22 protein-coding genes and 1 riboswitch are annotated in these 21,556 nt (G+C 30.6%); of the genes, 6 read left to right on the top strand and 16 right to left on the bottom strand.

Going from position 1 to position 21,556, the window contains the following annotated elements:
- Positions 1–4 precede the first annotated feature (4 nt).
- Both CD135_RS12480 and CD135_RS12475 read right to left on the bottom strand, forming a co-directional pair.
- Complete coding sequence (locus CD135_RS12480; protein ID WP_103269570.1) at positions 5–1,378, bottom strand: RecQ family ATP-dependent DNA helicase; 1,374 nt, start codon at positions 1,376–1,378, stop codon at positions 5–7.
- On the bottom strand, positions 1,365–2,315 hold the full coding sequence (locus CD135_RS12475) for a helix-turn-helix domain-containing protein (RefSeq protein WP_239724319.1): 951 nt from the start codon (positions 2,313–2,315) through the stop codon (positions 1,365–1,367). The genes CD135_RS12480 and CD135_RS12475 overlap by 14 nt, the downstream gene beginning before the upstream one ends.
- Positions 2,316–2,419: 104 nt before the next feature.
- Between CD135_RS12475 and CD135_RS12470 the strand changes: the two genes are divergently transcribed.
- The gene (locus CD135_RS12470; protein ID WP_016999149.1) at positions 2,420–2,668 is read left to right on the top strand and encodes a ferredoxin; all 249 of its coding nucleotides are present in this window, start codon (positions 2,420–2,422) and stop codon (positions 2,666–2,668) included.
- Positions 2,669–2,938: 270 nt separating this feature from the next.
- Here CD135_RS12470 and CD135_RS12465 read toward each other — a convergent pair whose 3' ends face one another.
- The 9 genes from CD135_RS12465 to CD135_RS12425 all read right to left on the bottom strand — a co-directional run bounded on the left by CD135_RS12465 (position 2,939) and on the right by CD135_RS12425 (position 11,791).
- Positions 2,939–3,487 carry an ECF transporter S component gene (locus CD135_RS12465; protein ID WP_016999148.1) on the bottom strand — a complete coding sequence of 183 codons (549 nt, stop codon included), beginning with the start codon at positions 3,485–3,487 and terminating at the stop codon, positions 2,939–2,941.
- A gap of 78 nt (positions 3,488–3,565) precedes the next feature.
- Positions 3,566–3,697: riboswitch (FMN riboswitch) on the bottom strand.
- A gap of 76 nt (positions 3,698–3,773) precedes the next feature.
- Positions 3,774–5,513: an ATP-binding protein gene (locus CD135_RS12460; protein WP_103269569.1), complete on the bottom strand. Its 1,740-nt coding sequence runs from the start codon at positions 5,511–5,513 to the stop codon at positions 3,774–3,776.
- Entirely contained in the window at positions 5,513–6,220 is a 708-nt protein-coding gene (locus CD135_RS12455; protein ID WP_103269568.1) for a response regulator, read from the bottom strand. Before CD135_RS12455 ends, CD135_RS12460 begins: the two co-directional genes overlap by 1 nt.
- 31 nt (positions 6,221–6,251) lie before the next feature.
- A complete protein-coding gene (ccsB, locus tag CD135_RS12450) occupies positions 6,252–7,469 on the bottom strand; it encodes a c-type cytochrome biogenesis protein CcsB (protein ID WP_016999145.1) in 1,218 nt (405 codons plus the stop codon).
- Entirely contained in the window at positions 7,462–9,111 is a 1,650-nt protein-coding gene (resB, locus tag CD135_RS12445; RefSeq protein ID WP_016999144.1) for a cytochrome c biogenesis protein ResB, read from the bottom strand. Before resB ends, ccsB begins: the two co-directional genes overlap by 8 nt.
- Before the next feature lie 13 nt (positions 9,112–9,124).
- The gene (gene resA / locus CD135_RS12440) at positions 9,125–9,661 is read right to left on the bottom strand and encodes a thiol-disulfide oxidoreductase ResA (protein ID WP_016999143.1); all 537 of its coding nucleotides are present in this window, start codon (positions 9,659–9,661) and stop codon (positions 9,125–9,127) included.
- Positions 9,662–9,775: 114 nt separating this feature from the next.
- Complete coding sequence (locus CD135_RS12435) at positions 9,776–10,513, bottom strand: pseudouridine synthase (RefSeq protein ID WP_016999142.1); 738 nt, start codon at positions 10,511–10,513, stop codon at positions 9,776–9,778.
- Entirely contained in the window at positions 10,513–11,070 is a 558-nt protein-coding gene (gene scpB, locus CD135_RS12430) for an SMC-Scp complex subunit ScpB (RefSeq protein ID WP_016999141.1), read from the bottom strand. Before scpB ends, CD135_RS12435 begins: the two co-directional genes overlap by 1 nt.
- A complete protein-coding gene (locus tag CD135_RS12425; RefSeq protein ID WP_016999140.1) occupies positions 11,057–11,791 on the bottom strand; it encodes a segregation and condensation protein A in 735 nt (244 codons plus the stop codon). Before CD135_RS12425 ends, scpB begins: the two co-directional genes overlap by 14 nt.
- Before the next feature lie 94 nt (positions 11,792–11,885).
- On the opposite strand from CD135_RS12425, the gene CD135_RS12420 reads away from it, so the two are divergent.
- Positions 11,886–12,392, top strand: a complete 507-nt coding sequence (locus tag CD135_RS12420; RefSeq protein WP_228064608.1) for a DUF309 domain-containing protein — start codon at positions 11,886–11,888, stop codon at positions 12,390–12,392.
- A 93-nt stretch (positions 12,393–12,485) separates the two neighbouring features.
- Here CD135_RS12420 and xerD read toward each other — a convergent pair whose 3' ends face one another.
- The 3 genes from xerD to CD135_RS12405 form a co-directional block, all read right to left on the bottom strand.
- The gene (xerD, locus tag CD135_RS12415) at positions 12,486–13,391 is read right to left on the bottom strand and encodes a site-specific tyrosine recombinase XerD (RefSeq protein ID WP_103269567.1); all 906 of its coding nucleotides are present in this window, start codon (positions 13,389–13,391) and stop codon (positions 12,486–12,488) included.
- Between the two features lie 92 nt (positions 13,392–13,483).
- The gene (gene fur, locus CD135_RS12410; protein ID WP_103269566.1) at positions 13,484–13,924 is read right to left on the bottom strand and encodes a ferric iron uptake transcriptional regulator; all 441 of its coding nucleotides are present in this window, start codon (positions 13,922–13,924) and stop codon (positions 13,484–13,486) included.
- 99 nt (positions 13,925–14,023) lie between these two features.
- On the bottom strand, positions 14,024–14,566 hold the full coding sequence (locus CD135_RS12405) for an NUDIX hydrolase (RefSeq protein WP_103269565.1): 543 nt from the start codon (positions 14,564–14,566) through the stop codon (positions 14,024–14,026).
- A 76-nt stretch (positions 14,567–14,642) separates the two neighbouring features.
- On the opposite strand from CD135_RS12405, the gene CD135_RS12400 reads away from it, so the two are divergent.
- Entirely contained in the window at positions 14,643–15,554 is a 912-nt protein-coding gene (locus CD135_RS12400; RefSeq protein ID WP_103269564.1) for an aldo/keto reductase, read from the top strand.
- A gap of 95 nt (positions 15,555–15,649) precedes the next feature.
- Here CD135_RS12400 and CD135_RS12395 read toward each other — a convergent pair whose 3' ends face one another.
- Positions 15,650–16,399, bottom strand: coding sequence for an SDR family NAD(P)-dependent oxidoreductase (locus CD135_RS12395; RefSeq protein ID WP_016999133.1), 750 nt, complete (start codon positions 16,397–16,399; stop codon positions 15,650–15,652).
- Positions 16,400–16,539: 140 nt separating this feature from the next.
- On the opposite strand from CD135_RS12395, the gene proC reads away from it, so the two are divergent.
- Complete coding sequence (proC, locus tag CD135_RS12390) at positions 16,540–17,361, top strand: pyrroline-5-carboxylate reductase (RefSeq protein WP_016999132.1); 822 nt, start codon at positions 16,540–16,542, stop codon at positions 17,359–17,361.
- A gap of 88 nt (positions 17,362–17,449) precedes the next feature.
- Here the strand turns inward: proC and rnz are convergent, their stop codons facing one another.
- Positions 17,450–18,367 carry a ribonuclease Z gene (gene rnz / locus CD135_RS12385; protein ID WP_016999130.1) on the bottom strand — a complete coding sequence of 306 codons (918 nt, stop codon included), beginning with the start codon at positions 18,365–18,367 and terminating at the stop codon, positions 17,450–17,452.
- 199 nt (positions 18,368–18,566) lie between these two features.
- On the opposite strand from rnz, the gene zwf reads away from it, so the two are divergent.
- Together zwf and CD135_RS12375 are read left to right on the top strand one after the other, a co-directional pair.
- Positions 18,567–20,051 carry a glucose-6-phosphate dehydrogenase gene (gene zwf / locus CD135_RS12380; protein ID WP_016999129.1) on the top strand — a complete coding sequence of 495 codons (1,485 nt, stop codon included), beginning with the start codon at positions 18,567–18,569 and terminating at the stop codon, positions 20,049–20,051.
- A gap of 28 nt (positions 20,052–20,079) precedes the next feature.
- Positions 20,080–20,940, top strand: a complete 861-nt coding sequence (locus CD135_RS12375) for a helix-turn-helix domain-containing protein (RefSeq protein ID WP_064211255.1) — start codon at positions 20,080–20,082, stop codon at positions 20,938–20,940.
- Positions 20,941–21,556: the final 616 nt, after the last annotated feature.

Here is a 21,556-nt window from a genome sequence, read left to right as displayed (position 1 = left end):
CCTATTAAAATATTGCATTTAATCTTTCTTTGAATGTGGTCTTCTGTTTTACTTCTTTTTTATTTGGTTCATTTAGCAATTCAACATTCTTACAATTGTCACAACAATGATTATCTTGTTTCACATATTCATCAAAATACTTTAATAAATATATTCTTCGGCATGATTCTAGCCTTATATAATTTAATATGTAACGATAAGCATTAAATTTTTGTTCTTGTTCTTTTAATATTTTTTGCTTTAATTGTTCCATAGGATATAACTCTAAAAGGAACTGAATATTTCTAGAAAGTTCCTCATTTATTTGATACCCTTCTTCAAACAAATTAAGCACATCAATATCTAAACTATTTTCATTTGCTAAATGGTTCAATATCATTAAATCTCTATCTGTATATAAACTGATTGCTTGAGATGGTCTACCATCTCGTCCAGCTCTCCCCACTTCTTGTACATATTTTGAAGGAGAAGTTGATAAATGATAATGGATTACCGTTCTTACATCTTGCTTATTAATCCCCATTCCAAAAGCGCTGGTAGCGACAATAATTTTAATATCATTATGAATAAATTGTGATTGTACAGTGGTTCTTTCTTGATAATCCAAATCCCCATGATATATCCCTGTTAGATAACCTGCTTTATAAATTTTTTCAGCAAGCTCATGACATTTTTTCTTTGAAGAAACATAAATAATTGTAGGACCGGTTTTTTTAATTTCTTTTAACAACCAATTCTCTTTATCGTCTTCGCTCGAAAAATTAAAATGATGATACATTATATTTTCACGATTTAAACTTTCTTTGTGTAACTTGAACTTTCTATTTGTGATTTTTTCAATGTCGTTAAACATCTTATCTGTTAATGTAGCCGTTAATGCAATTACTTGAGCATCATTGAAATAATTTGTAACTTTTGAGATTAATGCATAGTGAGGTCTAAAATCGAATCCCCATTCACTTAAGCAATGTGCTTCGTCTATTACAATATATTTTAAAGATAAATTTCTAAAATGATTAAAATTATGATTTTCACATATAAATTCAGGACTACAGAAAATAAATTGATATTTGTTTAAATTGCGAAATACTTCGTCTTTTTCTTCTTTAGAAAGTGCTGAATGAATGGCGATAACATTTTTTTCGCCATTTATTTTCATTTGAGCTACTTGATCATCCATCAAAGAAATAAGGGGTGAAATGACAAGAACACTACCTCCAGTAATATAAGCAGGCAATTGATAGCATAAACTTTTCCCTGCTCCTGTAGAAAGTATGCTTAATACATCATGTCTATCTAAAATATATTGTATCGTTTCTTCTTGACCATTTCTAAAATCATCATAACCAAAATATTTTTTCAGTTCATCTTTTAACATAGATTTCCTCCATTGCATAAATAACGTACATTAATTTAATTTCAAAGTAACTTAAATTTTCAAGTTTCTCATAATAATATTTTAAATTTTGGTTAGGCTTTTCTTCAAATACTTCTATAAAATTGACGTAAGTTTCGTCATCTATGTATAGAGATTTATCGATTAAATAACCTTTAATATACATTTCAATAATGTGATCGTGTATTGTATGAGTCTTCACGTTTTTTAATTCTGCTAATCTTTCAATATTCGTTGTCTGATTTAATAATTGAAAAGTTGTTAAAGTTTGATAATTTAAACTGGCTTCAAATTTAATTTTCGATAAAATCGGATATTTCTCGCTATTTTCTAAACACTTTTGAATATATTGAAATTCTTGTATTAATTGTGACTTTAACTCTAGTACAGGAATATGTTCAAGAAGTGATATTTGTTCTATTGTGTAGGGCGTTTCACCAAATCCTGTCAATAAATAATGTACGTATACGGTATTAAATTCATTTTCTATTTCTTCTAATAATTCGTAAATTTCATTTATAAATAAATCGAATTTATCATTTTTAATAAATGTGTATAATTCTTTTGCCTTGAATTGAATAGATTTATCATTGATAATTGGTTGATAGAAGGAATGGTCATGCTTTTTATGACTAACCATTTGTATAACCAATAAAATCGTTTGAATTGTTTGATAAGCTTGTTCATAAAAAGTGTTGGCTTTAATTGGCTTATATTGTGAGTATGATCCATTTTCTATAATCGATTCAAAGTGATGATATTTTAAATTTGGTAAACAACCATAATAGAGTTTAAGATGTTCAATTGTAGCATCAAAATATGTTTGGTGAGACTTTTTACCGATAAGAATATTATAAATACTTTTATTAGTTTTGAGTTCGTGTTTCATAGAGAGTGTTTTCATTATTATCTCTTGCAATTAAGTCACCTCATTTAATATAAAAATGTTGAAAAATATACATGTAATCACTAAAATAGTTATGTATAATAAGTGTAGCATGTTTTTTAAAGGAGGCGAAAATTTTGGCTAAATACACTATAGTAGATATGGATACATGTATTGCTTGCGGTGCATGTGGTGCAGCTGCCCCTGATATATACGATTATGATGATGAGGGTATCGCCTACGTAATATTAGACGACAATAAAGGAATCGAAGCTGTCCCAGAAGAATTACTCGAAGATATGGAAGACGCTTTCGAAGGTTGTCCTACAGATTCAATTAAAATAGCAGACGAACCGTTTGATGGAGATGCGCTTAAATTCGAATAATATATATAAGAGTATAAGACTTAAATGTCTTTCTCAAAAATAAATGAACTTAGGATAATAAATCCTTACTCAAAATAAAGTTCCTAACCTGTTTTCGTTAACGGGTTAGGAACTTTTATTTATGTTTTTGAATTAGGGTTAATCCAATAAGAAGCGTCTAAGCTTCCCTCAAATTTCTTACACATTAGAACCATATACTATGGGACAGAAATCTCCTACTAGTAAAAAGCTGAGACATTTATTTCTGTCTCAGCTTTTCTTATTTGTTTTCTATCTTGTTATTGTTTTCAATTTATCAAATATCAATATATAGATGATTGCTATGATGACACCTTTGATGATATTAAAAGGTATAATACCTGCTGATACGATTGCTTTTAAATTGTGTGCTAAATCTGCAAGGTTCATTATTTGGCCATATAGTGGCAATAATACGAAGTAGTTCAATACGCTCATTAATATCGTCATCAATATAACACCTATTGCCAAACCGTACATCATGAATAATTTAGACTTTTTCATCTTATAAAAATAGTAAGTTGGAAGTATTAAACATACAGAAGCTAAAAAGTTTGCTGTATTTCCAATTGGTTCATGAGATACAATTAAAAAGTTAAAAATATTTTTGAATAGTGCAACTAAAATTCCTGAAACCGGACCGAATGTGAATGTCGCCACTAAAACGGGAACATCACTAAAATCCATAGTTAAATATGGTGGTAAAAATGGTAAAGGAAATTTTAAAAACATCAAAATAAAGCTAATTGCGATTAGCATACTTACCGTTAGTAAGCGCTTAGTTTTGTTATCGTTAGACATAATAACTCCTCCCATTCATCTCGTTAGAATAGGAGGAAAAGCAATAGCTAAATAAACCTAGCGCGTGCTAGATTATTCCTCCATCTTCTCCCATCCAGACTTTTACTGTCGGCCTTAGATTTACACTAAGTCAGCCAATATGAAATTAATCACATTGGGTCGCGGGCTATTACCGCCGGTATGGAATTACACCAAACCCCGAAGATGAATTTTTATTTAATTTTATTTTACGATTATATCTTAGCACATTGCTAAGGGATTTTCATCAAATCAACTCATAAATATTTTATTTTGGTAAAGTGATTGTAAATTCTGTCCCTATTTGTTCTTTACTTTGCACATCTATACTACCTTCATGGGCATCTATTATTTTTTCAACAATAAATAATCCAAGGCCAGTTCCGTATTTACCTCTCGTACGAGAAGTATCCACTTTATAAAACCGATCAAATATTTGTTCTAAATGCTCTTTTGCAATGCCGACGCCTGTATCTTTAACCTTGATTTGTACATAGTCTTCTAGACTATCATCAAATATAACGTCGATGCTATCTTCTTCGTGTGTGTACCTAATAGCATTATCTATTAAGTTTGTTAAGACTTGTTCTATTCTATCAACATCGCCATACCAAGTGTTGCCATCACCTACATGCTTAACTGAAAGTTTTAAATTATTTTCAATAGCTTGAGGCTTGAATTTTGTATCTATTTTATTAATTAATGTCGTGATGTTAAAGTCAGCCAATGAAACTTTAATACCTTCTGCGTCCATTTTAGCTACTTCTAATAATTCATTGACTAGACGGCTTAATCTTTTCGATTCATCTAAAATAATATACAAGAAATCATCTACATCTTTTTTCTCTGTTACAACACTATCTACTATTGCTTCAGTATAGCCTTGTAACATAGATATAGGCGTTCTTAATTCGTGTGAGACACTTGCTATAAAGTCTTTCTTCATTTGATCCATATGATGTTCTTCTGTCATATCTCTAATGATAATGACGATACCTGATGACCCATCAATTTGAATACTTTCAATATAAGTAGATATTACGACATAATATTTATGTCCTAATTCATATTCGAAAAATTGAGTGTTCTTCTCTTTAAAAGTAACATTTCTTTGTTCACTCATATCTTTGTTTTCAAAGTCTTTTAACTCATTTAAGAATGCGTCCGCTTTTGAGTTTGAAATAATAACTTCATTTTTATCATTGATACCAATGACACCATCAATCATTGAATTGATTAATTTTTCTTGAATATTGTTTTTAGACTTTACATCTTCTATATTTTTTCTAATATCTTTACTCATCTTATTAAATGCTAAACCTAGTTCACCTATTTCATCTCTCGTATAAATAGGTACTTTTTCTGTGTAATGACCTTTCGCTACTTTAAAAGCAGCATATTTAAGTTGAATAAGTGGTTTAGTAATTCGAGTTGAAAGAAAGAATGCAAATACTGTGCTGACGATCAATAATATGATAGCAGCTATCAATATACTTAACGTAATCACTTTTTGCGTTTCTTTTATTGAATTGATATCTTGGAATAAAAATATACCCGCGTTATCACTTTGAAATGCTTGAGAAGGATAACCTAGTAAGATATAACGATGATCTTCACCGTTAACAGTTAGCTTAATTTCTTTTAAAACATGTTCATTGCTACGAAATACTTTGTTGAATGAAGGGTTTTTTCTTATTTCATTAATCATTACCCCTTTTAAAGGATCTTCAGATTTTTCTTGTAAATCTTTTTTGTTTTTAATGATAATGAGTCCTGCTGGGTCTTCTACAAGCTCTCTTGCATAATCAATCGTGGAATCTTTTTCATGTGTATTTAGCATTAGTCGTTCAATTTTAGCTGCATTATTATATAAGTTTTCACCAATATTAGAGGTGTTGTAAGATTGGATAAATGTGATTAAAAAGCCACTTAATAAAAGTAAAACTGTCGTTACTATTAATATAATAGATAACCACAGTTTTACAACGACACTATTCAGCCGTCTCATTATTCAGGCGCCTCAAATTTATATCCAACACCCCATACAGTATGAATCATTTGAGCAGCTTCTTCAGATACACGATTTAGCTTTTCGCGTAATCTTTTTACGTGTGTATCTACAGTACGTAGGTCTCCGTAAAATTCATAATGCCATACTTCTTTAAGGAGTTGCTCACGATCGAATACTTTATCAGGTGATTTCGCTAAATATAATAATAATTCATATTCTTTAGGTGTTAAGTTCACTTCTTTTTGATCTGCTAATACACGATGAGCATCATTATCTATAACTAGATTTTCGAATACGATAAGGTCTTTAGCAGTATTTGATTGATTGACTACGGCATGATTAGTTGTTCTTCTTAATAAAGCTTTAACTCGTAAAACTACTTCTCTTGGCGAGAATGGGTTTACAATATAATCATCTGCTCCAGATTCAAAACCTTCGACTCTATTATTTTCTTCACCTTTAGCAGTTAGCATAATAATAGGTGTAGATTTAGTTTCTCTTAGTCGTTTACATACTTCAATACCATCTAATTCTGGCAACATTAAATCTAGTAAAATACAATCATAATCTTCGTTTAAAGCTTTATCGATTGCGACTTGACCATTTTCTGCTTCATCTGTTTCGTACCCTTCTCTTTCAAGGTACATTGTTACTAATTTACGAATTCTATCTTCGTCGTCTACAACTAAAATACGGTCTGTCATTCTTACAAAACTCCTTTCTAGTCTAGCAATATTATGCGTAAGAATGTAATCCTGCTACGATTAAGTTAACTGCGATTACATTAAATAGAATGATAGCAAGGCCGCCAACTGCTAGCCAAGCAGATTTTCTGCCTTCCCAGCCTTTACCTAATCTTAAGTGTAGGAATATTGCATAATACAAGAATGTAATGAGTGCCCATACTTCTTTAGGGTCCCAACCCCAATACCTACTCCATGCCATCTGTGCCCAAATACTAGCAAATAATATACCGCCTAAAGCAAATAAGGGGAAACCGATTATAACTGAACGATAACCTATTTCATCCATAAGCGATAAATTAACGCGTTTGGTTAATGGTTTTATTAAGCTAAATAAAGTTCGACCTTTGAAAATCAATCTTAGTATACCATAAAGGATTGTACCTATAACAATAGACCATATTACAGTGTTTAATTTTTGAGCATTAATAACTGCAGGTAGTTCAATTTTAGACCATTTTAATATATCTGTACGCTCTTTAGGTTCATAATCACTACCGGATACATGATCAACTAGCAAACTATCTTGTTGTGTAACAAAAGCTGGAAGATGATAATGTTGCACTGAATTACTATCATTCTTATCAATAAAGAAATAAGTGTCATCATAACCAGCGATATCTTTCATGACAACAGTCGTTAAAATAAATCCAATAACAATAACAACGAAATACATAATGACTTCAACAAAGAAACTATGTATAGATTTTTCTTTTGGACTTACTGCTGCTAATAAGTATATTAATCCTGCTACACAGCTAATGGATAAAATACCATAAGATATAGTTACCGTAATAACGTGTATAGCTAACCAACTTGATTGTAAAGCTGGTATTAATGGAGATACGTCTCTTGAGAACATACTTGCATAAGCAATAAGCAACATTGCAATTGGTAATACGAACAATGCAAGAACAGGCGTTTTATAAATAGAATAAATGACTAAGAAGCCACCTACCATCATAATGCCAAACATCGTCAAGAATTCGTACATATTACTTACTGGGGCATGTCCTGCTGCTATCCATCTCGTTATAAAATAAATGATTTGTAACACAAATCCTACTATCGTTAACGTTACACCAATCTTTTCAGCTCGCTTTTTTGAAGAACGAACTGAAAATGAAAATGGCACAACTGCAACAAGATATAAAATAAATGCTGAATATAAACTGATATTACTTATATTTAATATTAAATCTTTATCCATTGTTTGCCTCCTTGCTTTCATGTGAATCTTCTTTTGTATCAACTATATGTTGAATATTATGTTTGTCTAGAACTTGATTGATTTCTTTACTAAATCCATAATAGTTCTTATTTGTATGGCCGGCAATATTAAATTCACCGTCGTTAGCGCTAACCCATACACGTCTATGGTTAATATACGAACCAACTGCTAAACCAATTAAGAATATGATGAAACCAGTTAAGAGAATAGGAAGCGTTAAGTCTTTTTTAACAGCTAATACTGTAGCCCATTGATTAGTAGCATTAGCAAATTTTACTTCATATTGATTATTCTCAGAAATATCTTGAGACTCTTTAATTCTTAAGAAACTAAATTCTGGTTTCTCACCTTTTTTATTTACTTCAAACACAAAAGCAGGATTGTTTGGATTTGGTGTTTTCGTTGCTAGTACACCATTTTCTATTTTTTCATAATCTGGTGCATAACTACGTAATTTAACTGTGTAGTCATTGCCTACTTTATATTCTTTCTTAGGGTTATCCAAATTAACAGTGAATGATTCACCTAATTCTTTTCCATCTTTCGTTTTTAAATTGAACGTCATTTCTTTAAGCAATGAATTATCAAAACTACTTTGATAAAACTGTAAATTATCGTAAGTCAACGGATGGTTTACTTTGATAGAATCTGATTTAACTTCTTTTAAGTTTGCATCTGAGCCGATAACATCCTGTTTACTATTTTTATATAAAGTAGCTTTCGTTTCATAATTTTTCGCTATTTTATTTAGACTTGGATCAATAGATTCAGGATTTGTATTTGATTGAGATTTTTGGTCGTATTCTTCATAGATAAAGTCGTTGTTTTTCATATAATATTCTCTATCTGTACCTGGGACAGGTTTTGTTTCACCTTCTTTAATGTAGACCATCTCATCTAAATAAAAGCCAGGTAAGAAGCGGAGCATTGCACCGAATAATAATATGATTAATCCTAGATGGTTAATGTATGGCCCGTATCTTGATAGACGACCTTTTTCGAGCAATAGATTATCGCCATCTCTTTTTACTTTGTATCTTTTTTCATTAAAAGATTTGCCTAATGCATCTAAATCAACTTTATCTTTAGTAGACATGTATAATCTTTGGCGTTTAAAGAAAGTGATATGCTTCTTAGTTCGTTGTTTTTTTAATGATTTATGTAATGGGAGGCCTCTATCTATACTTGAAGTTATGATAGAGAATGCAACTAAGCCCAGTAATATTAAAAACCACCATGAACTGTATAAATTATGAAAACCTAATTTATAGTATAGTAAACCTAGTGAACCATAATGTTCATAATAATATTGTTCGGGATTTACGTTCATTGGGATAAAATATTCTTGTGGGAATATCGTACCTATTGATGCTGCAATCACGGTAATAACTAGTAATGTGACCCCTGTTTTTATTGACGCGAAGAAATTCCAAACGCGATCCAATAACGTTCTGTTTTTAGTTTTAGACCTTATGGCTTGTCCATCGTATCTCATAACGTCTGTCGTTTTTTTCTTATCGTAGTCGTCGTTAATTAATCGACCACAGTTTAAACAAAGCTGAGTTCCTTCAGGATTTTTGAACCCACACTCACAAACGATTTGCTTGTTACTGTTACTCACCTTTAATCCCCCTCTACTTCACTTTGACCGATTCCATCTCTTTAATGATTTGTTTTTTCGAAAGTTCACCAGTATGTTTTGATTTCACTTTACCATCTTTATCAACTGTTATTGTTGTAGGAAGTGGGTTCACACCGTACGCATCAGTAACTAAATTATCGTTATCCATAGCGACATTAAATGTTGGTGTTTCTTTTAATGAACTTAAATATTGTTTAATTTGTTGTGGATTGTCTCTAACGTGAATAGCTACTACTTCTACGCCTTTATCCTTATATTCTTTATATTGATTTTCTAGCTCAGGCATTTCACGTTTACATGGTTCACACCATGTTCCCCAAAAGTTTATTAAAACTCCCTTACCTTTAAAATCTTCAAGGTTAACTTTTTTACCATCAACTGTTTCTAGCTCGAACAACGGCGCATCATCACCTACTTGAGCCACTTTATCTTTATCTTTTGAAAGACTAGACCATACTGTAAAAACGATTGCTATTAATATTAGAGCTGTAATAACAATTTGCAGTATTTTCTTTTGTTTCCTTTTCATTTAAAAATCCTCCCTAACACAATAAAAAACCATACATATAATATGTTATGGTGTTTTGTTTAGTATATCATGACTAAATACTAGTTTAGTGGCATAATTGTGAACGTTTTCAGCTTATTTACCATCTTGCGCTAGATGTCTTAATACTTTAACCTCATGCGGTGTCAAGGTTCTGCCCTGTCCAGCATTTAAACCTTTTAAATTTAAAGGACCGTACTCTACTCTAGATAATTTAGTTACTTCATGTCCGAAATGACTAAACATTCTTCTAACTTGTCTATTTCTACCTTCAGTTATTGTGATTTCTACATGTGTAACATTTCGGTCTCTATCTTGACTCTTAACTTTTATTAATGCTGGTTGAGTCATACCATCTTCTAACTTAATGCCTTTTTCTAACTGTTTAACCTCTTCTCTTAAAAGGTATCCTTTAAGTTTAGCTATATATTTTTTCTTTATTTTATATCTTGGATGAGTCATTAAGTTTGTGAATTCCCCATCATTAGTCAGAATTAATAAACCTGAAGTATCGTAATCTAATCTTCCAACAGGAAAAATTCGTGTTTTTAAATCTTTGAAATAATCTGTTACAACAGCGCGCCCTTTATCATCAGAAACGCTTGTAATAACTTTAGTTGGTTTATGGAATAATATATATAACTTATCTGGCATTTCAAGAGGAATCCCCTCAACTTCAATGTGATCAGTTTCTTTCACTTTAGTACCAAGTTCTGTTACACGTTCATGGTTAACTGTCACTAAACCTTCTTCTATTAACTTTTCAGCTTTTCTACGTGAAGTATAACCGCTTTTTGCAATAACCTTTTGTAATCTCTCTAATTCTTCGCTCATTATGATTGCTCCTCATTTTCTGATTCGTTCATGCTACTAAAGAATAAATCCATTTCTTCTTGTTCATTTTCATCATTTGTTGTCTTAGGCAAATCATCTAAAGATGTTAAACCGAAAACATTTAAAAAGTATTCAGTTGTATATAACAATTGGCTTCTTGATTGTTCATTATGCTTTGACTCTATTACACCTTTAGCAATTAACGTTTTTACTGAAGCATCAGAATTCACACCTCTTATCACTTCTATATCACTTCTTGTAACAGGCTGATTATAAGCAATAATCGAAAGTGTTTCTAAAGCTGCTTGTGATAATTTTGTGTTTACATTATCCAACATTAATTGCTCTAAATATGGATGCATAATTGTCTTCGCTGTTAATATACACTTGTTACCATAAAAAATAATTTGTAATGTTTCTCTCTCATATTCGCTTGCTAAATCTTTAAGTTGTGACGGTGTAATTTCTAATAACTCACATAATTGATTAACTTCAATTCCTTCATCACCTAAAGAATATAACAATCCTTCTAATAATCCTAATTTACTCACTGACATAATTGACGCCTCGATTTATTGTTATTTCTCCAAATTGATGTTGTTGAAAAACATCAATTTGTCTTAATTTCATCATTTCTAATACTGCTAAAAACATTGTGACTAATACCGGTATTGATAAATCTGGTGGTAACGCTTCGAAAAAATGATAACTTTTCTTATTTGAAAGTTCTTCTCTTATTTTAGAAGTTGCCATTTCAATTGTATAAGAATCTTCGTTAACTGTAACATTTTGTGGCTGATTAAAACGTTGTCTCTTTTTAGTCCGTTGATATGCAATGATTAAATCTGTCATATTTAAATCTAACGGCGCTCGTTTATCATGAACAGCTTCAAATTTCGATAAATCAGCTGGCTTCTTCACAAAAATTTGTTCTCTATCATTTTTCTTTTCATTTAACAATTGCGCATATTCTTTATAGTTTTGATATTCAATCAATTGTCTTACTAAATCTTCCCTAGGGTCATCTTCTAATTCATCAATATCGGATGGAGGTGTTGGTAATAATAATTTACTTTTAATCATTAATAATTCTGAAGCCATTACTAAATATTCACTTGCTACATTTATTTCTAATATTTTCATTTGATGGATATAACTTAAATATTGCTCTGTTAATTCCTTCATTGGAATATCATAAATATCTATTTCGTATTTTTGTATCAAATGAAGTAATAAATCTAAAGGACCTTCAAAGGCATCGAGTTTTACTTCATACATTTAAGACTTCCTCTTTTCTATTCCTTTTACGTGCATAAACCTAAAAATTATTATAACATGATTACGTATAAAGATTCTATGCTGTGAGGGATTTATGATGGAAACAAATATTATGGAATTTCATTATCATTTCCATGTGTTAAGACATTATTTTGAGTGTCACGATATTTTAGAAGAACACTGGAAAGAACAAGATAAATTTAGTAAAAATGACCCAATCGTAAGTTTAATATTATTTTCAACGGCTTGTTACCATTATCGCCGCGGAAATGTTAAAGGTGCACTTAAAACTTACCAAAAATCTTTACAAATAGCAGAACTAAATGACCAATTCGATCATTTAGGAATAGAAAAAACACAATATATATCGGTTGTTAATTCTCAAATATTGCGCATCCAACAAAACAAATCATATCAAAATATACAATTGCCTCTAACTTCTGCTTGTTATCAAGCGCTAGAAAGTGCATATGATGATTTTACATTTAATTATGATGAGCAAATATCAGATTATATTAAACACTATCATTTATTAAGAGATCGTACAGAAGTTATTAATAGTCGTAATTTAGCATATGAAAATCGACATGCTAAACGATAAATAACCAGTATACGCTCCCCCATATAAGAATAAAGGCAACTAAAATAATAAGTGTTATGTACTTATTAGATTCATTATTTTTATTTTGTTTACTCAATTTTCATTCTCCTTTTTAGCTCTTGGGTGATAATTTAAATACATGTCTCGTATTTGCTTTTTAGAAATGTGTGTGTAAAGTTGCGTAGTAGATATGTCTGAATGACCCAACATTTCTTGAACCGCTCTTAAATCTGCACCATTTTCTAATAAATGTGTAGCAAATGAGTGGCGTAATGTATGTGGTGTTAAAGTTTTAGTAATACCTTTCTCTAGTCCAATTTTTTTAAGTATTTTCCAAAAACCTTGTCTTGTTAATTGAGTTCCGCGTGCATTTAAAAATAAAATATCTGTAACTTGTTTTTTCAAAAGGTTAGGTCTTACTTCTTGGATGTAAACACGCAATAATTCCATTAAATACTTACCAAGCGGAACAATTCTTTCTTTATTCCCTTTACCGAATACACGTATAAAGCCCATTGTAAGGTTAACATCTTCAACTTTTAATTCTATTAATTCTGTTACTCTGACCCCAGTACCATAGAGCAGCTCTAACATTACCCTATCTCTCTCATCTCTAGCATTTGTTATATGACTAAATGTTAACAGTTGATTCACTTCTTCTTCACTTAACACATCAGGCAATTTTTGTTCATATTTTGGGGTCTCTATTAATATCGTTGGATCTTTTACTGCGTATTTTTCTCTAATTGCGAATTGATGGAAGCTTCTTATTGTCGCAGCTAATCTCGCAATTGTTTTAGAAGACTTTCCATCTTTCTTTAATTCCGCGAAATATTTTTGTATGACGATACGATCTATATTATCTATATGACTAATTTTATGTTCATTCAAATATTCATTATACTGTGACAAATCACGATTATAAGATTGTATCGTATTTTGGCTTAATCCTTTTTCTAATCTAATAAAATCTATAAATTCATTGATAATTTGCTCCATGTATTCACCTCATTGTTGAACTTATTTTACCATAAAAAAAGACATCACTAAAATTTGTGTTAAACACCTTTTAGTAACGTCAGCTTAAAAGATTAATCTTTTTTACATCTATGGCAAATACCATGAAAAGTTAATCTATGATCTAAAATTTTAAAGTCGAATTCTTTCTCTACACGTTTTTCTACATCTTCTAATAAATCTTCTTCAATTTCATCAACTGCTCCACATTCCATACATACCATGTGATGATGGAAATGCTTCGCTCCTTCTTTCCTTAAATCAAATCTTGCTACCCCGTCCCCAAAATTAATTTTGTCGACTACTTTTAATTCTGCTAATAATTCAAGTGTGCGGTAAACAGTAGCTAAACCTATTTCAGGCGCTTTATCTTTTACTTTAAGATAAACGTCTTCTGCGCTTAAATGATCAGATTCATTCTCAAGTAATACTCTAACAGTCGCTTCTCGTTGTGGCGTTAATTTATAGGAAGCATTGTGTAATTGCTCTTTTACACGTTGAATACGTTCTTCCACGGTGACACCTACTTTCTTAAATAAAATCATTATCAATTAGAAACATTTCGTATACTAAATTACCAATAATTTTATAAAAAAGCAAGCGAAAACTTTGTATTATTTAGAATGATTATAATTTAATAATAAATATTGAAACGCAATCATTGTTTTTGCATCTTCAATTTTTTGAGATAACAATAAATTTTTAACTTCTTCAATTGTATATTTTTTAATATCTAAAAATTCATCTTCATCTAACTTCATTTTTCCTTCAGATAAATTATCAGCTAAATAGATGCTTATTTTCTCATTACAGAATCCAGGGCTTCCGTAAACTTCACCTATTAATTCTATGTCTTCTGCAATATAACCAGTTTCTTCTTCTAATTCTCTCAATGCAGCACTTTTTCTTTCTTCACCTATCTCCAATTTACCAGCTGGAATTTCTATTAAAACTTTTTCCATTGCTTTTCTAAATTGTTCTACTACTAATACTTCTTTTTCAGGTGTTATAGCTAACACAGCTACAGCTCCATTATGTAAGACAACATCTCTTGAGCTCGTTTCACCATTAGGTAATTTGATTTCATGTTTTTCTACTTTAAAAATCTTACCTTCGTAAATTAATTCTTTACTGATTGTATCTTCTGTTAACTTCATTCGAGCGTGCCTCTTTTCATTTAAATAATTAATCTGATAAACTTAATATATAAAGTGTAGCGAAAGGAGCTTCAATATGCAAAAAAATACTTTAAAAAGTGGTATAGAAATATCAGAAGTTGGCTTAGGTTGTATGGGTTTAGGTACAGATGTTGAACATGCTGAAACAATTATTGACGAAGCAATTAACCAAGGAATAACTTATTTTGATACAGCAGATTTATACGATTATGGTGAAAATGAAAAAATAGTTGGTAGTTTGCTGAAAAAATATCAAAATAACAGTGATATTGTTATCGGCTCAAAAGTAGGTAATCATTTTGATAAAGAAACAAAAGAACATCATTGGGACCCTTCTAAAGAGCATATAATGAACGGCATTAAAGATACATTGCAACGCCTAGACGTAGAACAGTTGGATTTATATATGTTACACGGCGGTACAATAGAAGATAACAAAGATGAAACTATTGAAGCGTTTGAAAGGTTAAAAGAACAAGGGTTAATAAGAGCATATGGTATTTCTTCTATTCGACCAAACGTCATTGATTATTATTTAGAAAATAGTAATATCGAAACAATTATGATGCAATTTAGCCTTCTAGATAATAGACCAGAAGCTCTGACAGAAAGAATCAACGATAAAGATATTAAAATATTAGCTAGAGGGCCTGTTTCTAAAGGTTTATTGACTGATAAATATAATAAAGTTTTAGAAAATAAATTCAAAGATGGTTTATTAGAATATAATGCAGATGATTTAACAGAAACAGTTACAAAGTTAGCAGAAGAATTTGATAATCTATCAGCTGTTACTTTTAACTATTTAAAATCATTCGAAGCATTAGGTTCTATTATCACAGGTGCAAGCTCTAAAGAACAACTTATTACAAATATGCAACATTACAATGAAAGTCTTTCAGAAGACCAAATTAACCATGCAAGATCAATTGTTAAGAACTTAGAATATACAAATCATTTAAACTAATAATCTAGCTTATGAACGTATATCTCTTATTAAAATAAAACGCCTCATCCGTTAGTTTTACTTCTCGGATGAGGCGTTTTCATTATAAAAATCTATTACATCTTACTTAAAAAAACTTTTTTAAATATTTTTTCTATTGTTCTTGGCGCTAACTGATAAAATCTAAGTCCAATATCCATCCATTTAGGTTCATTTATTTCTATCGTTTTATTAATCATACCTTTAATAATTTGGTTTGCTAAAACATCAATATCCAATTGTAGAAATTCAGTAGATTCATTGTATGAACCAGATGGATCAGCTTTTAAATGAAATGACGATTTAAATGGGCCTGGATTTACCGTTAAGACATGTAAATCTGGTCTTTCTAATCTTAAGGCGTTTGAAAAGTTTATTAAACCTGCTTTAGAAGCGGCATAATGGCTTGCATACGGCGTTGTTACTTTTCCTGAAATAGACGCAATATTTACAATTGATGCCCCTCTTTTCATGTTTGGCAACAATATGTTTTGTAATAAAATTAGGTTGACCAAGTTCGTGTTGTATATAGCCATAATATCTTCAAAACTATGATTATCATTAGATTTAAAATAACCTAATCCGGCATTATTTATGATGCCATCGTATTTATGATTTAAACTACCCATATTAATAATTTCATTTGAATTATTTAAATCTAATATGATTGTATCTTCAATATTATTATATTTATTTTGTAAAATTTGAGCTTTTTCTTTATTACGAACTATTATTGTAGCTTTTGCGCCGTATAAATTTAAATAATGAATTAGACTTTCTCCTAATGAACCTGTAGCACCCGTCACAATAAAATGTTTACCTATCATAGTTATCACCTTTTTATATGTATTATTATAAATGGTAACACACCTTCTAGTAATTGATTAATATATACCGAATCATTTTTGACATAAAAATTAATTACTTTATAATGAAAATGAAATCCTACGGAAGTGAGTGATTAATAATGAAAATTGTTTTTTATGGTTCAGGCAACATGGCTAACGCAATTTTTACTGGTATTGTTAACAGTAAATCAATTGAGCCGGAGAATATTTTTTTAACAAATAAATCAAATCAAGGAGCTTTAGAAGACTATCATAATTCATTAGGTGTCAGTTACAGTTATGATGACGCTGAGTTATTAAAAGATGCTGATTATGTTTTCTTAAGTACTAAACCTTATGACTTTCTAAAATTAGCTGAGCGTATTAGACCTCATATTAATGCAGATAACAAATTTATCTCTATCATGGCAGGGTTACCTATAAACTATATTAAAGAACATTTACAAAATGATAATCCTATTGCTAGAATTATGCCGAACACGAATGCTCATGTTGGTCATTCAGTAACAGGTATTAGTTTCTCTTCAAACTTCGGCCCTACTTCTAAACAAGAAGTTTTAACGTTAATTGAAGCATTTGGAACTGCTTTAGAAGTAAAAGAAGATCATTTACACCAAGTAACAGCGATTACTGGTAGCGGACCTGCATTTTTATATCACGTATTTGAACAATACGTTAACGCAGGAACTAAGCTTGGTATCGAACAGTCTCAAGTAGAAGAATCTATAAAAGAACTTATCATCGGTACTGGTAAAATGATAGAACGCTCTGACTTAAAAATGGATCAATTGCGTAAAAACATTACATCTAAAGGTGGAACGACACAAGCAGGATTAAATGCTTTAAGCAATCACGATATAGAAGCAATTTTCACCGATTGTTTAAATGCTGCTGTAAAAAGAAGTATAGAATTAGCTGAAGCAGATGAAGATAAATCTTAAAGTGATAATTCTTTAAAAAACGCCAATTCGTTAGTTCATAACTTAACTAACGAATTGGCGTTTTTAATTATTTTATGTGCGTGAGAGCTTATACTTGATATGTTTCATAGTCATTAACAAAGTTAAATTTATGGTGTGTTATTTTGTTAATTTCTTCTTCAATTTCTTCGATTTCTTCTATCTCATATCTATTTGATAAATGTGTGAACAATGCTCTTTTTACATTAGCTTCAGTCATTAAAGATAAGACGTCATCTATGTGGCTATGATAATAATCATTAGCTAGATTCTTATCACCTTCTATATATGTTGTTTCATGAACAATAACATCTGCATCTTTCGCTAAAATCAGTTCATTTTCACATGGCATCGTATCACCAAAAATTGTGATGACTTTACCTTTTTTCTTTGGCCCTTTAAAATCTTTAGACTGATAAGTTTGGTTGTTATAAATAAAGGTTTCATTAGCTTTAACCTCTTGATATAACGGACCAGGCTCCATACCGAGTTCTTTCAATTTATTAACGTCTAGCTTACCTTCTATATCTGGAGCGGTAATTCTATATCCGACTGATAAAATGCCATGTTTCAATGGTAAAGCTTTTATGTGAAAACCATCGACGTTTAAATCTGTATCAGTATTAAATTCATTAATCGTTATTTGATAATTTAAGTGGGATTGAGAAATTTCTAATACTGTATTTATAAATTTAGATATTCCTTTAGGACCTACTATCGTAAGAGGTTTATCTTTTCCACCTTGGAAAGATCGACTTGTTAATAGTCCAGGTAGACCAAATATATGATCTCCATGTAAATGTGTAATAAAAATATGACTCACTTTACCTAGCTTAATACCTGTATGTAATATTCTATGTTGTGTAGCTTCACCAACATCAAATAGCCATATTTTATTTTCTTCAGGTAGGCAATTAAAGGCAATAGATTGCGTATTTCTCTCTTTGGTCGGTAAACCAGCACTTGTACCTAAAAATGTAATCTCCATCGTCTTCCTCCTAACGACATTATTATAACACGTCTTTTAAATTTATATTTATAAAAAAATAATTTCGAGTATACTAATATGTATAGTAATATTTCAATTATAATTTTGATAGTTCAAATTGAAGAATATCAAGAAGTATCATGTTATAATAAATGATATTGCATAAAGATAAAAAAGTCAGAGAATCGAGGTAATCAAATTGGCAACTGAAACTAAAAATATACCATGTTTAATTACAATATTTGGGGCGACTGGCGACTTAAGTCACCGTAAACTTTTCCCATCTATTTTTCATTTATATCAACAAAATCAACTAGACGAGCATATTGCAATCATAGGTGTTGGTCGTAGAGATTGGTCTAATGAAAAGTTCAGATCAGAGATTAAAGCTTCTGTTCAAAAGCATGTTCAAGACACAAACAAATTAGATGAATTTATGGAGCATGTATTTTATCAGTCCCATGATGTTAATGATGCTACAAGTTATCAAGAGCTTTTAGAATTTGCGAATGACCTAGATTCAAAATATGAACTACAAGGAAATCGTTTGTTTTACTTAGCAATGGCACCTCAATTCTTTGGAACAGTTACAGATTTCCTAAAATCTTCAGGTTTAACAGAAACAGATGGATTCAAAAGACTTATCATTGAAAAACCGTTTGGTAATGATTTAGCATCTGCTGAAGATTTAAATGAACAAATAAGACGTTCATTCAAAGAAGAAGAAATATATAGAATCGACCATTACTTAGGTAAAGATATGGTTCAAAACATAGAAGTTTTAAGATTCGCTAATGCGATGTTCGAACCATTGTGGAATAATAAATATATATCAAATATTCAAGTTACTTCATCTGAAGTACTCGGCGTTGAAGATCGCGGTGGATATTATGAAGACAGTGGTGCATTAAAAGATATGTTCCAAAACCATATGTTACAAATGGTTGCTTTACTAGCAATGGAACCCCCTATCAGTTTAAATAGTGAAGATGTTAGAAATGAAAAAGTTAAAGTCCTTCGTTCTATTAGACCTTTAGACGAATCAGAAGTTAAGCAAAACTTTGTTCGTGGACAATATGATAGAGGACAAATAGACGGAGAACAAGTTAAGAGTTATCGCGAAGAAGATAAAGTAGCCGATGATTCAAATACCCCTACATTTGTAGCCGGTAAATTACTAATTGATAATTTCAGATGGGCTGGTGTACCATTCTTCATAAGAACAGGTAAACGTATGAAGAAAAAAGGAATACAAGTTGTAGTAGAATTTAAAGAAGTCCCAATGAATTTATATTATCAAAGAGATTCACAACTTGAATCTAATTTACTTGTTATTAACATTCAACCAAATGAAGGTTTATCATTACACTTAAATGCTAAAAAACAAGTTCAAGGTATTGAAACAGAACCTGTTCAACTTTCTTATTCGATGAGTGCTCAAGATAAAATGAACACAGTTGATGCTTATGAGAATTTAATTTTTGACTGCTTAAAAGGTGATGCAACAAACTTTACGCATTGGGAAGAATTAAAAGCTACATGGAAATATGTGGATGTAATACAAAATGTATGGGACAATGATAAAGCCCCATTCCCTAATTATAGAGCTGGCACAAATGGCCCAATTAAGAGTCAATTATTGTTGTCAGTCGATGGATTTAAATGGTGGGACGATATAAATTAATCTTTCTACCCACAGGAGTGACTGAACTTTGGAAGTAATTAAAGATTTACAAAGAGTGATTGTTTACATAGAAGACCATTTATTAAGTGATATTAGTTTACAAACTTTAAGCGATTATGTAGATAAATCCCCTTTTCATATAAACCAAACTTTTACTATGATAGTAGGTATGACGCCTTTAGAATATCAATCAGCAAGAAGAATGACCGAAGCGGCCAAGGATATTTTAAGTGGACACACAAGGATATTAGATATAGCTATGAAATATGGTTATCGTGATGCAAACTCTTTTGCACATGATTATAATGCTTATCACGGTATCAGCCCACTACAAACAAAGACACATCAATCTATGCTTAAAATTAAAAATCGAGTTTCTATCAAACTTACAGCTACTGAAACAGAACCTTTAAATTATACTTTACAATATAAAGATGATTTAAATTTAGTAGGTAAAAATTATCATTATCAAGCAAGCGAATTAGATAACCATTTTCTTGTACCGGATTTATTGGAAATGTTAATTGAAAATAAATATGTCGAAGATTTTATTAGGTATAATGACGTTAAACCAAATCAACTTTTTATTATACGAAGACCACTTCTAGATGGTTTAGAAGTTTTCGTCGGTGTACCAAGTGATCGTTATCCAGGGCATTTAGATAACTATTACTTACCTAGTCATCATTTTGCTACTTTTAATTTACAAGGCGAATTGGATTTCGTCGTAAGTGAAGCATGGCACCATATTGAAAATCAATGGCAATTAAAAATGCCTTATTTACATGATGACTTTTATGTTGAAGTATACCCACTAGATGTTAACTTTGATCAAGAAAGTACTAAAGTACAATTATGGATACCTATTGATTACGAGAAATTAGATTAAATATAGATAAATAAAAGCAGTGAAGAAAACCCTATTATTATAGGAATTCTTCACTGCTATTTTTATATACTGTTATTGGATTAAAATTAAGTACGACATATACATAGGTGCTTTTTTATGAAGTGCAGCCATCGTTATTGGATTTTCTAACTCATTAATCCAAGTAGACACACCTTTATTGGATTTTCTAACTCATTAATCCAAGTAGACACACCTTTATTGGATTTTCTACTTCATTAATCCAACTACACACACTCTTATTGGATTTTCTAACTCATTAATCCAAATAGACACGCTTTTATTGGATTTTCTAACTCATTAATCCAACTAACCACACCTTTATTGGATTTTCTAACTCATTAATCCAACTACACACGCTTTTATTGGATTTTCTAACTCATTAATCCAACTAACCACACCTTTATTGGATTTTCTACTTCATTAATCCAACTAACCACACCTTTATTGGATTTTCTAACTCATTAATCCAACTACACACACTCTTATTGGATTTTCTACAGTCAAGTCCATATTTATGTGTAATATCTTTAGAAGTAATCAACCTTTGGTTTTTTAGAATGTATTAACAAAATAAATCTGTTTGATTTTTAGCAGA

This window comes from Mammaliicoccus lentus, from assembly GCF_002902755.1.
GTDB lineage: Bacteria > Bacillota > Bacilli > Staphylococcales > Staphylococcaceae > Mammaliicoccus > Mammaliicoccus lentus.
Note: the sequence above shows the minus strand (reverse complement) of the source record. Positions and strands in the feature narration are given on the sequence as shown.

Bases quoted from the DNA above. Each gene is read 5' to 3' on its own strand.
- CD135_RS12400 (WP_103269564.1), top strand. From the start codon at position 14,643: ATGCAAAAAAATACTTTAAAAAGTGGTATAGAAATATCAGAAGTTGGC.
- CD135_RS12425 (WP_016999140.1), bottom strand. From the start codon at position 11,791: ATGTATGAAGTAAAACTCGATGCCTTTGAAGGTCCTTTAGATTTATTA.
- CD135_RS12465 (WP_016999148.1), bottom strand. From the start codon at position 3,487: ATGTCTAACGATAACAAAACTAAGCGCTTACTAACGGTAAGTATGCTA.
- CD135_RS12455 (WP_103269568.1), bottom strand. From the start codon at position 6,220: ATGACAGACCGTATTTTAGTTGTAGACGACGAAGATAGAATTCGTAAA.
- ccsB (WP_016999145.1), bottom strand. From the start codon at position 7,469: ATGGATAAAGATTTAATATTAAATATAAGTAATATCAGTTTATATTCA.
- CD135_RS12395 (WP_016999133.1), bottom strand. From the start codon at position 16,399: ATGATAGGTAAACATTTTATTGTGACGGGTGCTACAGGTTCATTAGGA.
- CD135_RS12405 (WP_103269565.1), bottom strand. From the start codon at position 14,566: ATGAAGTTAACAGAAGATACAATCAGTAAAGAATTAATTTACGAAGGT.
- CD135_RS12480 (WP_103269570.1), bottom strand. From the start codon at position 1,378: ATGTTAAAAGATGAACTGAAAAAATATTTTGGTTATGATGATTTTAGA.
- scpB (WP_016999141.1), bottom strand. From the start codon at position 11,070: ATGTCAGTGAGTAAATTAGGATTATTAGAAGGATTGTTATATTCTTTA.
- xerD (WP_103269567.1), bottom strand. From the start codon at position 13,391: ATGGAGCAAATTATCAATGAATTTATAGATTTTATTAGATTAGAAAAA.
- rnz (WP_016999130.1), bottom strand. From the start codon at position 18,367: ATGGAGATTACATTTTTAGGTACAAGTGCTGGTTTACCGACCAAAGAG.
- CD135_RS12420 (WP_228064608.1), top strand. From the start codon at position 11,886: ATGATGGAAACAAATATTATGGAATTTCATTATCATTTCCATGTGTTA.
- proC (WP_016999132.1), top strand. From the start codon at position 16,540: ATGAAAATTGTTTTTTATGGTTCAGGCAACATGGCTAACGCAATTTTT.
- resA (WP_016999143.1), bottom strand. From the start codon at position 9,661: ATGAAAAGGAAACAAAAGAAAATACTGCAAATTGTTATTACAGCTCTA.
- CD135_RS12460 (WP_103269569.1), bottom strand. From the start codon at position 5,513: ATGAGACGGCTGAATAGTGTCGTTGTAAAACTGTGGTTATCTATTATA.
- CD135_RS12435 (WP_016999142.1), bottom strand. From the start codon at position 10,513: ATGAGCGAAGAATTAGAGAGATTACAAAAGGTTATTGCAAAAAGCGGT.